General features: G+C 44.0%; 15 protein-coding genes and 1 pseudogene. 4 read left to right on the plus strand and 12 right to left on the minus strand.

Annotated elements, in window-relative coordinates; translation table 11 throughout:
* The first annotated feature begins 117 nt into the window (after positions 1-117).
* The 3 genes from mobV (at position 118) to BHF69_RS08255 (ending at position 2,864) form a co-directional block, all read left to right on the plus strand.
* Positions 118-1,062, plus strand: a complete 945-nt coding sequence (gene mobV, locus BHF69_RS08245; protein ID WP_002575862.1) for a MobV family relaxase — start codon at positions 118-120, stop codon at positions 1,060-1,062.
* A 40-nt stretch (positions 1,063-1,102) separates the two neighbouring features.
* On the plus strand, positions 1,103-1,258 hold the full coding sequence (locus BHF69_RS08250; protein ID WP_002575863.1) for a hypothetical protein: 156 nt from the start codon (positions 1,103-1,105) through the stop codon (positions 1,256-1,258).
* Positions 1,259-1,352: 94 nt separating this feature from the next.
* Positions 1,353-2,864 (plus strand): recombinase family protein, encoded by a 1,512-nt coding sequence (locus BHF69_RS08255; RefSeq protein ID WP_002575864.1) that lies wholly within the window; start codon positions 1,353-1,355, stop codon positions 2,862-2,864.
* A 339-nt stretch (positions 2,865-3,203) separates the two neighbouring features.
* Here BHF69_RS08255 and fba read toward each other — a convergent pair whose 3' ends face one another.
* From fba to BHF69_RS08280, 5 genes are all read right to left on the minus strand, one after another.
* A complete protein-coding gene (fba, locus tag BHF69_RS08260) occupies positions 3,204-4,070 on the minus strand; it encodes a class II fructose-1,6-bisphosphate aldolase (RefSeq protein ID WP_075670523.1) in 867 nt (288 codons plus the stop codon).
* 237 nt (positions 4,071-4,307) lie between these two features.
* Positions 4,308-5,003: a DUF975 family protein gene (locus tag BHF69_RS08265; RefSeq protein ID WP_075670525.1), complete on the minus strand. Its 696-nt coding sequence runs from the start codon at positions 5,001-5,003 to the stop codon at positions 4,308-4,310.
* The gene (gene hemB / locus BHF69_RS08270; protein WP_075670527.1) at positions 4,997-5,974 is read right to left on the minus strand and encodes a porphobilinogen synthase; all 978 of its coding nucleotides are present in this window, start codon (positions 5,972-5,974) and stop codon (positions 4,997-4,999) included. Before hemB ends, BHF69_RS08265 begins: the two co-directional genes overlap by 7 nt.
* Entirely contained in the window at positions 5,974-6,405 is a 432-nt protein-coding gene (locus BHF69_RS08275) for a GNAT family N-acetyltransferase (protein ID WP_075670529.1), read from the minus strand. Before BHF69_RS08275 ends, hemB begins: the two co-directional genes overlap by 1 nt.
* Positions 6,383-6,976, minus strand: coding sequence for a precorrin-2 dehydrogenase/sirohydrochlorin ferrochelatase family protein (locus BHF69_RS08280; protein WP_075670531.1), 594 nt, complete (start codon positions 6,974-6,976; stop codon positions 6,383-6,385). Before BHF69_RS08280 ends, BHF69_RS08275 begins: the two co-directional genes overlap by 23 nt.
* A gap of 151 nt (positions 6,977-7,127) precedes the next feature.
* Between BHF69_RS08280 and BHF69_RS08285 the strand changes: the two genes are divergently transcribed.
* Entirely contained in the window at positions 7,128-7,640 is a 513-nt protein-coding gene (locus BHF69_RS08285; RefSeq protein ID WP_075670533.1) for a phosphatase PAP2 family protein, read from the plus strand.
* An 11-nt stretch (positions 7,641-7,651) separates the two neighbouring features.
* Here the strand turns inward: BHF69_RS08285 and BHF69_RS14755 are convergent, their stop codons facing one another.
* The 7 genes and pseudogenes from BHF69_RS14755 to BHF69_RS08315 all read right to left on the minus strand — a co-directional run bounded on the left by BHF69_RS14755 (position 7,652) and on the right by BHF69_RS08315 (position 13,328).
* Positions 7,652-8,203, minus strand: coding sequence for a cob(I)yrinic acid a,c-diamide adenosyltransferase (locus BHF69_RS14755; RefSeq protein WP_442855857.1), 552 nt, complete (start codon positions 8,201-8,203; stop codon positions 7,652-7,654).
* Positions 8,183-9,661: pseudogene (locus BHF69_RS08290) on the minus strand (cobyric acid synthase); the annotation flags it as partial. The gene BHF69_RS14755 and the pseudogene BHF69_RS08290, both read right to left, overlap by 21 nt.
* Positions 9,658-10,725, minus strand: coding sequence for a pyridoxal phosphate-dependent aminotransferase (locus BHF69_RS08295; RefSeq protein WP_075670537.1), 1,068 nt, complete (start codon positions 10,723-10,725; stop codon positions 9,658-9,660). The gene BHF69_RS08295 and the pseudogene BHF69_RS08290, both read right to left, overlap by 4 nt.
* Before the next feature lie 21 nt (positions 10,726-10,746).
* Positions 10,747-11,586 carry an energy-coupling factor ABC transporter ATP-binding protein gene (locus BHF69_RS08300; RefSeq protein ID WP_075670539.1) on the minus strand — a complete coding sequence of 280 codons (840 nt, stop codon included), beginning with the start codon at positions 11,584-11,586 and terminating at the stop codon, positions 10,747-10,749.
* Positions 11,583-12,308 carry a cobalt ECF transporter T component CbiQ gene (gene cbiQ, locus BHF69_RS08305; RefSeq protein ID WP_075670541.1) on the minus strand — a complete coding sequence of 242 codons (726 nt, stop codon included), beginning with the start codon at positions 12,306-12,308 and terminating at the stop codon, positions 11,583-11,585. Before cbiQ ends, BHF69_RS08300 begins: the two co-directional genes overlap by 4 nt.
* Entirely contained in the window at positions 12,283-12,579 is a 297-nt protein-coding gene (locus tag BHF69_RS08310) for an energy-coupling factor ABC transporter substrate-binding protein (RefSeq protein ID WP_075670543.1), read from the minus strand. Before BHF69_RS08310 ends, cbiQ begins: the two co-directional genes overlap by 26 nt.
* A complete protein-coding gene (locus BHF69_RS08315; protein ID WP_075670545.1) occupies positions 12,576-13,328 on the minus strand; it encodes an energy-coupling factor ABC transporter permease in 753 nt (250 codons plus the stop codon). The genes BHF69_RS08310 and BHF69_RS08315 overlap by 4 nt, the downstream gene beginning before the upstream one ends.
* Positions 13,329-13,332 lie beyond the last annotated feature (4 nt).

Consider the following 13,332-nt stretch of genomic DNA (forward strand, 5'->3'; position numbering starts at 1 on the left):
TATATAGAAATACAGAGATTAAAACCATCTATTTACATTCATTCCATTCCAATCCTATCAGAGATATTTTCGGCGGGAAAACCCGCCGGAAAGGAATGGAATGGGGAAAGGAGTTCAATGGCACAACACGCAATTTTGCGATTTGAGAAGCACAAGGGCCACCCGGCGGGGCCGCTGGAAGCCCACCATGAACGGAAAAAGGAGCAGTACGCCAGCAACCCGGACATTGACACCAGCCGGAGCAAGTACAATTTCCACATCGTCAAGCCGGATGGCCGCTACTACCATTTCATTCAGAGCCGCATCGAGCAGGCCAGATGCCGCACCCGCAAGGACAGCACTCGGTTTGTGGACACGCTGATTACCGCCAGCCCGGAGTTTTTCAAGGGCAAGTCCCCAAAGGAGATAGCGGCCTACTTCCAGAGGGCGGCGGACTTCCTCATTGACCGGGTGGGCCGGGAGAACATCGTTTCGGCTATGGTACACATGGATGAAAAAACGCCCCATCTGCACTTGGTCTTTGTGCCGCTGACAAAGGACAACCGCCTGTGCGCCAAAGAAATTATCGGCAACCGGGCCAATCTGACGAAGTGGCAGGACGATTTTCACGCCTGTATGGTGGAGCAGTACCCCGACCTGGAGCGTGGGGAAAGCGCCAGCAAGACGGGCCGGAAGCATATCCCCACCCGGCTGTTCAAACAGGCGGTCAACCTCTCCAAACAGGCGAGGGCCATTGAAGCGGTTCTCTCCGGCATTACCCCGCTGAACGCCGGAAAGAAGAAAGAGGAAGCCCTCTCCATGCTGAAAAAGTGGTTTCCGCAGATGGAGAACTTCTCCGGGCAACTGAAAAAATACAAGGTCACAATCAATGATTTGTTAGCGGAAAATGAAAAGCTGGAAGTCAGGGCAAAGGCCAGCGAAAAAGGCAAGATGAATGACACGATGGAACGGGCGAAGTTAAAAAGCGAACTGGACGATATGCGGCGGCTGGTTGACCGTATCCCGCCGGAGATTTTAGCGGAACTGAAACGGCAACAGCGGCAGCATGGAAAGGAAAGGTGATCTTATAAGTAATATCAGATACAAAAAGGAAATCGAAATCGTGACTTTTCAGGGAAAGGAAATCACACTGGAAAATCTCTCCCCGGTGTTCACGCCGGAACAGGAAGCAGCCAAACGCCGGGAACTGGAACAGCAGCTTTATGAGGTGTTCCGCAAGTACGCCGACAAGCGGGAGAGTGAGGAAGCCGGGACATAAGGTTTTCCAAACCCATCATTGATTTGCGGGGCTGCTGGCGGTATAATAGAACTGTCAGCAGCTCCGTTTCTTTTTTAAGAAAAGGAGCGACAATATGAACAATCGGATAGACGCAATCTATGCAAGACAATCGGTAGACAAAAAGGACAGCATTTCCATTGAAAGCCAGATTGAATTTTGCAAATACGAGTTGAAAGGCGGTAACTGCAAGGAATACACAGACAAAGGGTACAGCGGCAAGAACACAGACCGTCCGAAGTTTCAAGAACTGGTGCGGGACATCAAGCGGGGCTTGATTGCAAAGGTCGTGGTTTACAAGCTCGACCGTATCAGCCGTTCCATTCTGGACTTTGCCAACATGATGGAGCTGTTCCAGCAGTACAATGTGGAGTTTGTGTCCTCTACGGAAAAGTTTGATACCTCCACGCCGATGGGACGGGCCATGCTGAATATCTGTATCGTGTTCGCCCAGCTTGAACGGGAAACGATACAGAAGCGGGTAACGGACGCTTACTACTCCCGCAGTCAGCGGGGCTTTAAGATGGGCGGGAAAGCCCCTTACGGCTTCCATACGGAGCCTATCAAGATGGACGGTATCAACACAAAGAAGCTGGTGGTAAACCCGGAGGAAGCGGCCAATATCCGGCTGATGTTTGAGATGTACGCCCAGCCCACAACTTCCTACGGGGACATTACCCGGTACTTTGCCGAACAGGGGATTTTGTTCCATGGCAAAGAGCTGATACGCCCCACGCTGGCGCAGATGTTACGCAATCCTGTCTATGTGCAGGCAGACCTTGATGTGTACGAATTTTTCAAAAGTCAAGGTACAGTCATTGTCAATGACGTTGCCGATTTTACGGGCATGAACGGCTGCTATCTGTATCAAGGGCGAGATGTAAAGGCCAGCAAGAAAAACGACTTAAAAGACCAAATGCTGGTACTGGCTCCCCATGAGGGTATCGTCCCCTCCGACACCTGGCTGACCTGCCGCAAGAAGCTGATGAACAACATGAAAATCCAGTCTGCCCGGAAAGCCACCCACACATGGCTGGCAGGAAAAATCAAGTGCGGGAATTGCGGGTATGCTCTTATGAGTATCTACAATCCCTCCGGCAAACAGTATCTCCGCTGCACGAAACGGCTGGACAATAAAAGCTGTCCTGGCTGTGGGAAAATCATCACTTCGGAACTGGAAGCGGTTGTTTATCAGCAGATGGTAAAGAAGCTGGCAAGCTACAAGACGCTGACAGGAAAAAAGAAAGCGGCAAAGGCAAACCCGAAAATCACCGCCCTGCAAGTGGAACTTGCCCATGTAGACAGCGAGATTGAAAAGCTGGTGGACAGTCTGACGGGGGCAAACAATGTCCTGTTCTCCTATGTGAATGTGAAGATAGCGGAACTGGACGGGCGCAAGCAGGAACTTCTGGCAAGGATAGCGGAGTTGACTGTGGAGGCCATCAGCCCGGAACAGGTCAGCCAGATTTCCGGCTACCTCGATACCTGGGAGAATGTATCTTTTGATGACAAGCGGCGTGTGGTGGATTTGATGATCACCACCATAGCCGCCACAAGCGACAGCTTGAACATCACATGGAAAATCTGACTGGCGGCACCCCTCCCGTCAGATACCTACCCTGTGTAGTCCCTTGTAAACTGTACTTTTGTATGTGATAAACTACTAATATCCATTTGGATAACCTCCTTTGATTTTATGTGGTTGGCGAACCAACATAATTATATCATTGGAGGTTTTTTACTGTAAGCTGAAGCAATGCTGACTCACCGGCTGAGCCGGTGGTTTCTTTGTTCCTCAAAGTTTCGTTTCTCTGCCTGAGAAACTCCACAATGATGAACAGGCTTAAAGCCTAACAATAAAAAGCTGTGTATGAATATGATCACACACAGCTTTCTTTTCGTTATTGCATAATGATTCTATTGATAATTATTCAGCTTTTCCGATAGATCCGAATAATTCCATCTTTTCGATTACAGTAGCTTTGATTCCTGCAGTACCTGGAGCTAATAATTTACGAGGGTCAAATCCTTTACCTTCTAAATCTTTACCAGCTTCGATGTATTTACGAACTTCTGCTGCGAATGCTAACTGGCATTCTGTATTAACGTTAACTTTAGCAACACCTAAGTTGATTGCTTTCTTAACCTGATCAGCTGGGATACCTGTACCACCGTGTAATACTAATGGCATGTCTCCTGTCTGAGCCTGAATAGCATCTAATGTTTCGAAGCTTAATCCAGCCCAGTTTTCTGGATATTTTCCGTGGATGTTACCAATACCTGCTGCTAACATAGATACGCCTAAATCAGCGATTGTCTTACATTCCATAGGATCTGCACATTCGCCCTGTCCGATCACGCCATCTTCTTCTCCACCGATAGAACCAACTTCTGCTTCTAAAGAAAGTCCTAACTGATTTGTAACGTTTACTAATTCTGTTGTTTTTGCAAGGTTTTCATCAAATGGAAGATGAGAACCATCGAACATTACAGAAGAGAATCCAGCTTTGATGCATTTGTAGCAAGCATCGTAAGAACCGTGGTCTAAGTGAAGAGCAACTGGTACTGTGATGTTTAATTCGTTGATCAAACCATTTACCATACCAACAACTGTTGTGTATCCGCCCATGTATTTACCAGCACCTTCAGAAACACCTAAGATAACTGGAGATTTCTTTTCCTGAGCAACTTCTAAGATTGCTTTTGTCCATTCTAAGTTGTTGATGTTGAACTGACCTACTGCATAATGACCAGCTTTTGCTTTTTGTAACATTTCTTTTGCTGAAACTAACATAATAAAATCCTCCATAACTATACTTCTAAATACTTCTATCATTCTGATGAATGATAAAATTTCTTTTTTTATTATACCTTAATTTTGCATAAATTAAAAGTATTTTTTCAATAACCGGTAAGAATGGCAACAGCTGGATAAGTGACCATCCCTCTTTCTTTTTGCATCATTTGCTTCTGTTTTCTAACTTTCCCAGAACAAAGATAACTAACCACTTGCAATTAATTTTTTTAATTTCTATCTTCCTTCTGAGACTTCTCTATAAAAAGCAGCCTTTGCAGCCTGCTGATATGGCCTTACAAAGAGCATTCCGATTCCAAGAGTAATCATCCCCAAAATGTCCCATCCAATAAAACTAAGATCCAGACAGAATAAGCGAAATTTATTACCAGACATCATCTGCTTGGATGCTTCAATGGCTTCCATAGCTTTCATATCTGGATTCTCGGCCATGATATAGGTTGCCATAGAATATCGATATGCTGCAATAATTCCGGGAATCACCAGCAATAAACTCCATAAGAAGATAAAGATGCCGCTAAACAGCTTTAAGCAAAAACCATCCCATAAACGATCTAAACAGGAAGCCATCTCTCTGATCTGCGCTTCCTCTCCATCAATCATACCCAGATTAAATCTGGCATATCCAAGAGCCGCTGCTCCTCCAATTACCAGACGGATCAATGCCCAAATTACTGTGATTATTCCAATACTGGCAATGGCAGCAAACACCACTGCTCCAAATTCCATATCCCTGATATAACTGATGTATTCTTTTAACTGTTCCCATGAAACATCCATCGTGCCCTCTATATTAAAGCTTTCTACATCGCCTCCTAATACGGCTGCAACCAATCCGGCTAATACGGCAATCAGCCAATTTCCTTTCAACTTTTCTCTGGCAATTCTTCGAAAATCACTTGCGACTAACATATTTCTTTCTCCTCATTGATCCATTTTACAGCATCTAATGCATGATACGTAATAATAATTTTAGCTCCTGCCCGCTTCATGGCAGTCAGATTCTCCAGAACAATCCTTTTCTCATCGATCCATCCATTCTTTGCTGCTGCCTTTACCATGGAATATTCTCCACTGACATTATAAGCAGCCACTGGCACATGAACGCGACTGGAGATTTCCTTTAATACATCCAGATAAGCAAGCGCTGGTTTTACCATTACCATATCCGCTCCCTCATCAAGATCCGCTTCTACCTCGATGATTGCTTCCTTTCCATTGGCAGGGTCCATCTGATAAGACTTTCTATCACCAAAAGCCGGTGCTGATTCTGCTGCTTCCCGGAAAGGTCCATAATATGCAGATGCATATTTGGCACTATAGGACATGATCGGTATCTGACAAAATCCTGCCCCGTCCAGTGCTTCTCTGATTGCTTTTACCCTTCCATCCATCATATCCGAAGGTGCGATAATATCGGCTCCAGCCTGAGCACAAGTTACTGCCATCTTACCAAGAAGAGGCAGGGTTTCATCATTTAAGATCTCATGATCACAGATCAGACCGCAGTGCCCATGAGATGTATATTCACATAAGCAAATATCCGCGATTACGATCATTTCCGGATAGCGGGCTTTCATGTGACGGATTCCCTCCTGTACGATTCCATGAGGATCATAGGCCCCACTTCCCACCTCATCCTTATGTGCAGGAATTCCAAAGAGCAATACGCTCTTTACTCCAGATTGCCAGACCCTGTCCAGCTCTTCATCGATTCTATCAATGGAATACTGGTAGATTCCAGGCATGGAATCCACTGGATTCTTCTTATCCTTTCCTTCCACTATAAACATTGGATATACAAAGTCTGATGGATGCAGATAAGTCTCCCTTACCAGACTCCTCATATTTCTCGTCATACGAAGTCTTCTTGTTCTTTTCATTATGCTTCACTCCTGTCGTCTAAATATTGAATCATCCCCGGTCCCAGTGTAGGGGTTGGTCTTGCAATAAATCCATGCTTTGTGTAGAACATCTCACGGTCCTTGGCACACATTAAATCTAACATCATTTCCGTACCTTCCTCCCGGATACTATGTACAAACCGGACCAATTCCTGCAGAATCCGGTTGCCAATGCCCATTCCCTGAAAATCCGGGTGCACCAAAAGATCCTGAATATAGCAGATAACCGCACCATCGCCGACAATGCGTCCCATACCCGCTGGACGTTTTCCATAATACGCACATACTACGATCAGACTGTTATCCAGTGCCTTCTGCGCCTGGGTCGGAGACAGCTTCTTCCATCCCACCGAAGCCCGTAGATTCAGATAGGTATCAACATCTAATTTATTCTTTATCAATGTTATCATATTCTTCTCCCAGCAGCTCCTCAGCCGCTTCCTTCATCTCTTCCACTTTTAATTTTCTGTTCTTTTCTTTGGCTTTTGTATAAATGATCTGAAATATCTGCTTTCTCTTCTGCTGCTCAATCGGAAGCTTCTTGACCCAGCTTCGAACCTCACCCATAAATTCTACGATATCTCCCTCTTCCTCCGGAACAGCTTCTTCGATCGCCCTTCGAATTTGCGCAGACATCAGCGGACTATTTCCTCCTGTAGAAATTCCAATAGAGATCGGCCCTCTTTGCACCAGTGATGGAAACAGAAATGTAGAATCTTCTTTCGAATCTGCCACATTTACACCAATACCATGTGCCTTACAATAGCTGGCAATCTGATGGTTGACCTGCCTGTCATCGGTTGCTGCCACCACCAAAAAGGCCTGTGACAGATCCTCCATCTTCCACTGTCCTTCTTCATACATGACTACCTTGGCCTCATAACGCCGTAATGCATCTGCTTTTCTCCTGGCCACCTGACCATCTCCAACTACCATGCAGCATTGATCTTTTAAATTCACAAACAATGGAAAATATGACATTGACTCTTCCTCATCTCTTTTTACTGGGCAAATTAAGAAAATAATTGCAAATATTCACGTTTTTTCATTATATCATACTAAAATGTGCTATACTAGAGCGTATTTCAAAATGATTTTTTCTCATACAAATAACAGAAATGGAGGTACTTTTATGATTACTAGATTTGATTTCTGGATCCTTGATTTTATCCAGGCACATGTGGTCAGTCCTGTTCTGACTTCCTTTTTCGAGCTTTTTACCCGTCTTGGCAACAACGGTACACTCTGGATTCTTCTCGGCATCGGATTGTTATGCTTTCAAAAAACCAGAAAAATGGGAGTTGGACTCCTGGTATGCCTTGCAATTGAAAATACGCTCTGCAGCACGATCTTAAAACCACTGGTTGCAAGACCCCGCCCCTTTGTGCAGAATCCAGAAGTGACCATGTTGATTCCAAAGCTTTCTAGCTATTCCTTTCCTTCCGGTCATTCTGCTTCGTCGTTTTGTGCAGCTGTTTATCTCTTTGGCTGGAACAAAAAAGCAGGCAGCCTGGCTCTGATCGTGGCTGCCCTGATTGCCTTCAGTCGACTATATTTTTACATGCATTTTCCTACCGACGTGTTATGTGGTGCCCTTTTAGGCTCCATCATCGGTTATCTTGGTGCCAGAGCTTTTCGCAAATAGTTGGCTTAAAACTAATACTCAATTCCTTTCCGGCTACAAAGTCCCTGATCAAATGGATGCTTTTCCTTTTGAATATGGGTGCAGTAGTCGGCTAAGGCTCTCATCTCTCTGGATGGATCTCTTCCGGTCAGGATAACCTCCTGCCACCATGGACGTTCTTTCAAATAGCGAATCAACAATTCCTCTGATAGCTGTTCCCGTCCAATGGCATATAAAGCTTCATCCAGGATCAATACATCATATTCGCCTGCGATCTTAATGATATCTTCTAGCTTCTGATCATTCTGTCTACGATTTTCTTCTTTTTCCTCTTGGGTCATATTCCGAATAAACTTTACCTTGTCTGGTCCTTTTATACAGGTAATTCCCGGAATCGTATCCAGGACCTTTCGTTCACTGGAGCTGTTATCCTTAAGAAACTGATAGATCAGCACCTGTTTTCCCGCACCGGCTGCCCGTATGGCAAGTCCCATGGCAGCAGTGGTCTTTCCCTTTCCATCTCCATAATAGAGATGAAGACAGCCTGGATCCCTTTTCTTTTCCTCCTGATTTCTCTTTACGATCTCATAAATCTTATTCATATCCAGATGAGTTCTTAGAAGCTGTTCCAGCTTATCGTACTGCATTTCCTTAAATTCTTTGTGGGAAATAGCTGTTTTCCCATTTTTGATTCCTTTTTCTTCTAATATAGGAGTCAGCCAATCCATGCGAAAGGATTCCTCATCAAACACTCCATGAAGATAACTTCCCCATATTCTTCTATCCGGGGTAATAAATCCATCCTTTTTTCCATCCTCCAGCCAAAACAGCGTCTCTATCCCTTCTTCCAGAGGAGTAGTCAATCCCATATGGATCTCGTAGCCTTCTGCATGAACAGAAGGATTCTTACAAAGGACTGCCCGCTTTCTCGTTCTGGTCTTTTGTTCTGAAAAAACAGTTTTTAATGGAAGCAGTCCCATTCCTTTTATGGTCCCTCCATGCTCCACATCATCGGGATCCTCCAGAATCTCTCCCATCATCTGATACCCTCCACAGATACCCACGATATGACTTTCTTTTCTCTGTCTCCAGATCATTGCTTCAAGGCCAGATTCTCTCAACCATTTTAAATCATACATGGTATTTTTCGTTCCTGGAAGAATGATCACATCCGGCGTTCCTAACTGGGATTTATCCGTTACATAACGAAGAGAGACCTGCTCCATCATGTCCAATGCTCCAAAATCCGTAAAATTGGAGATATGCGGAAGTCGGATAACCGCAATATCCAATCCGCTTCCCTTTTCATAATGCTCCAGTTCTTCAGATAAGCTGTCTTCGTCATCAATCTGAATCTTCTCATAGGGCAGTACTCCGATCACAGGAATTCCCGTTAATTCCTCGATCATGGCAAGTCCCGGCTTTAAGATCTCCACATCGCCTCGAAATTTATTGATGATAATTCCTTTGATTCGCTTCTGTTCCTCTGGCTCCAATAGCTGAATGGTTCCATATACAGAGGCAAAAACTCCTCCCCGATCAATATCAGCCACAAGGATCACATTAGCATCTGCCATTTGGGCCATTCCCATATTGACGATATCATGTTCCTTTAAGTTGATTTCTGCCGGACTTCCAGCCCCCTCCAGCACGACCATGTCGTATTGCTCTTCCAGTTGTTGAAAGGCTTTCTCTATGGCTGGCTTTAACTTTGGCTTCATCTGAAAATAGGTACTCGCCGAATAATTCCCCAGAACTTCTCCGTTTACAATTACCTGAGAACCCATATCACTATTGGGCTTTAATAGAATAGGATTCATCTCCACAGAAGGCTCTATGCCCGCAGCCTCTGCCTGCATAGCCTGAGCCCTTCCAATTTCCCATCCATCCCTGGTAATATAAGAGTTCAATGCCATATTTTGAGATTTGAATGGTGCGCAACGGTAACCGTCCCTGGCAAAAATCCGACATAAGCCAGCAGTAACAAAGGTTTTTCCTGAATTGGACATGGTTCCCTGTATCATCAATGGTCGTAGCTTCATTGTTCCTTCCTTTCCAGCACCTGGCATAATACATGAATCAGCTGCCGATTTTCTTCTTGTTTTCGTACTGCAACTCGGTAATAGTCCTGCCCAAGATTCCGATAATTATGACAATGCCGAATACAAATTCCATAATCAAGGCACTGCTCCGTGAGACTGGTACATCCAGGCACCTGAAAAAACAGATAGTTAGCCTCTCCCTTTAAAACTCGAACAGGAAGTTTGTTAAGCTGTTGATAAAGCCATTGTCGAAGCTCTCTGACTTCTTTGGCGGTTTTTTCTTCATACCCTTTCATCTGGCAGGCTGCGATTCCTGCCTGCTGAGCCACATGGCTGACTGACCAGGACTGGGCACTTCCATTCATCTGATCTAACAGCTTTTCATTGCTGCTTACACCATAGCCAAGGCGAATTCCTGGCATGCCATACATCTTGGTAAAGGACCTCAAAATAAATACATTTGGAAATGCATCCCGAACTGGTATCATGGAATGCTCCTTTCCGCCGACTACAAAATCCAGAAAGCACTCATCTAATAATAGAAAAATCCCTTCCTTTTTTGCCTTTTTTAAGATTCTTGTCAATAAGTCTCCGTCCACCAGTCTTCCTGTAGGATTATTGGGATTACACACGATCATCAGATCAATGGAAGCGTCCATATAGGAAAGCAGGTCTTCTTTCAGATCAAAGGTTTTAAAATCCATGGGATATTCGATGATGCAAGGTTGTTCCAACACCGGCATGGCAAATGCCTCTTCGTATTCCACAAAGGCAGGAGCTGGAAGTAAGATTTTTTTTGCTTTTCGCACCAATGCCAGGCGAAAGATCAAGTCTGCAGCTCCATTCCCACAGATAATTTGTTCCGGCTTCACTCCATGCTTTTGACTGATTGTCTCCTTAAGCTTCACACACTGGGGATCTGGATAGTGAACAGCCTCCTTTAACGCTTTTTGAGCTGCCTGGTATACAGGCCAAGGCATGCCATCCGGATGGATATTGGCCGAAAAATCCAGCATCTCCCTCTCATATTGATGTATATTGCCACCATGTCTTTCCATTGTCATTTCTGCCTCATCTTTCCTTTTCTATCCTAATTTGAACAAATGTAAAAATTGTATCAGTTTCTCTGAATCTGTCAATTCCAAATCATTGGGTAGTATCTTCTTTTCCTTTAATACCTTCATAATTTCATACAACACAGGTGGTTTCACGAAAGCCCTGGAAAGCAGATTTTTATCGGAAAAGATTTCCATCGGCGTTCCATTTCCAATAATGGTTCCCTCTCCTACTACCAGAATGCGATCCGCAAACCTGCTGGCAAATTCCATATCATGAGTAGATACCACGATCGTTTTTCCTTCATTAGCAATTTGCCCCAGAATCCGCTCCACATTCTCCTGATTAAGTGGATCTAAGGAAGCCGTTGGCTCATCAAATAATAACACCTCTGGCTCCATAACCAGAATATCTGCAATGGTCACGCTTTTCTTTTGTCCTCCACTAAGATAATGAGGGGGACAATCCTTCAAATCCTGAATATTCAGCTTTTCTAACATGGCAAGAACTCTCTGCTTTACCTCTTCTTTGGAGTATCCGAGATTCATAAGACCAAATGCTACCTCGTGAAACACCGTCTGTGATACAATCTGCTGATCTGGTTCCTGAAATACAATCCCGATCTCCTTTCGCAGCATCCTCATTTCCTGTTTGGTATAATGAATCTCTCTTCCTTTATATGCATAGCTGCCGCTCTCTGGCTTTAATATACCATTTAACAGCAGGAATAGTGTAGACTTACCAGCTCCATTGGAACCGATCACTACGATTTTCTCTCCTTTTTGAATGGAAAGATCCACGTCCTTTAGCACCTTTTTCTCTTCCTGATACCCAAAGGATATTCCTTTCCATTTTATTAATTCTTTCATAAACATCCTTTCAGCAAGATCAAAAGCACTGCTATCACCGCAATGCCAACATACCACCCTGCTTCTTCTCTTCCTTCTTCGCCATAGTATCTCATTTTTCCATCATACAGTCTGCACTCCATAGCGATATAGAGCTGTTCTGACTTTTGATAAGCAATGATAAAAAGACTGACTGCCACATTGGCCGTGGAATGTATCCAGCTTTTTTTCGAATCGTATCCCAGTCTTGCTCTCTGGGAAATCTGCATAACATCTCCTACATCCAATAAAAGAAAAATAAAACGATACATATATAACATTAAATCTGTAAGAAATTCCGGAACCTTCCACTGATGCAGACACGTAATGATATCAAAGATCGGCGTCGTAAAGGACAAAAAAAACATGGAGGAACATCCCGCCCACACCCTAAGCATGAGCTCTGCTACCCGAATCGCATCTGGCACCAGATATCTGGTTGTCCATGGAATATGGATCATCATCCCCAATGCGGTAAAAAGTAAAAACACCAGTGGAATCTGCATGACCTTTCGATAACTCTTAACCGGTGCCTTACTGATCAACGTAATCAATACCGTGTTCAGTCCAAGCAATAAGATCGAAACAAGAACATCCGACGCCCACAGACAGATTGCCAGGGTAATCCCCGTATAAATCATTTTTACACGGGGATGAATTTCTCTTAAATCAGACCTGCTAGCAATTGCATCCATTTGATTCATTGTTTTTTGACTTTCCTTTCAAATATCCTGCGCCATACCCTAAGATACCTGCTCCAAGTGCTGCCTGAAGTGCGAATAATAAACTTTCTACTTCTCCACTTGGCGGTTCATAAAGATTGGAAAACCACGGCTTATAATCCGGATTGGTCTTTTCAATCTGTTCTGCTGCATTTCCATCTGCACCTTCGTAGCTTCCCTCACAAAAAGCCAACGGAAATACAATAATTGCAATAAAACATATGATCAATAAAATTTTAGTTCCTGTTTTCACTTAATTTTCTCCTTTACAATTCCTGCTACATGTAATTCCTTTAACTGATCCTTGCTGTACTTGATCAGGAAATCAAAGATCAATACCGTTAAAATCCCCTCTGCAATGGCAATCGGTACCTGTGTCACTGCAAAAATCCCAAGATAATTTACAGTTGCTGCCGCAACGCTTCCGTTAACTGGAAATGCCAGTCCTAACTGAAATGAAGTCACGCAATAGGTAAAGATATCCCCCACTACCGCTGCCAAAAAGATGGAAATTCGACTGGATACGCGACACTTGGTGCATATTTTATAAATTACATAGGATAAGATCGGTCCCGCAATGGCCATCGAACAGCTATTGGCACCTAATGTGGTCAATCCACCATGTGCCAGTAATACGGCCTGGAAGATCAATACGATCGTTCCCAATACAGCAGTTACAAATGGTCCGAAGATGACAGCAGAAAGACCAACCCCTGTTGGATGGGAACAGCTTCCCACAACAGACGGAATCTTTAAAGCGGATAAAATAAAGATAAAGGCTCCGCACATGGCCATTAAGACCATATTCTTACGATCACCGTTTAAAATCTCTTTTATTCTCATGCATCCGATCACAAAAAATGGGATAGCAATCACGCCCCACATGATACACCACTTCGGTTCTAGATATCCTTCAAAAATATGCATTGCATTGACATTATAGCCAAATCCCATAACCAGAATGGCTGCCAATGCAACGGTATGCTTCATTGTCTTTTTCATATAA

It is taken from the genome of Anaerostipes sp. 992a (assembly GCF_001940245.1).
Classification (GTDB): Bacteria; Bacillota; Clostridia; order Lachnospirales; family Lachnospiraceae; genus Fimousia.

Coding starts and splice junctions, on each gene's coding strand:
- BHF69_RS08295 (WP_075670537.1), bottom strand. CDS start 10,725: ATGACAATGGAAAGACATGGTGGCAATATACATCAATATGAGAGGGAG.
- hemB (WP_075670527.1), bottom strand. CDS start 5,974: ATGAAAAGAACAAGAAGACTTCGTATGACGAGAAATATGAGGAGTCTG.
- BHF69_RS08255 (WP_002575864.1), top strand. CDS start 1,353: ATGAACAATCGGATAGACGCAATCTATGCAAGACAATCGGTAGACAAA.
- BHF69_RS08280 (WP_075670531.1), bottom strand. CDS start 6,976: ATGTCATATTTTCCATTGTTTGTGAATTTAAAAGATCAATGCTGCATG.
- BHF69_RS08300 (WP_075670539.1), bottom strand. CDS start 11,586: ATGAAAGAATTAATAAAATGGAAAGGAATATCCTTTGGGTATCAGGAA.
- mobV (WP_002575862.1), top strand. CDS start 118: ATGGCACAACACGCAATTTTGCGATTTGAGAAGCACAAGGGCCACCCG.
- fba (WP_075670523.1), bottom strand. CDS start 4,070: ATGTTAGTTTCAGCAAAAGAAATGTTACAAAAAGCAAAAGCTGGTCAT.
- BHF69_RS08315 (WP_075670545.1), bottom strand. CDS start 13,328: ATGAAAAAGACAATGAAGCATACCGTTGCATTGGCAGCCATTCTGGTT.
- BHF69_RS08265 (WP_075670525.1), bottom strand. CDS start 5,003: ATGTTAGTCGCAAGTGATTTTCGAAGAATTGCCAGAGAAAAGTTGAAA.
- cbiQ (WP_075670541.1), bottom strand. CDS start 12,308: ATGAATCAAATGGATGCAATTGCTAGCAGGTCTGATTTAAGAGAAATT.
- BHF69_RS08275 (WP_075670529.1), bottom strand. CDS start 6,405: ATGATAACATTGATAAAGAATAAATTAGATGTTGATACCTATCTGAAT.
- BHF69_RS08285 (WP_075670533.1), top strand. CDS start 7,128: ATGATTACTAGATTTGATTTCTGGATCCTTGATTTTATCCAGGCACAT.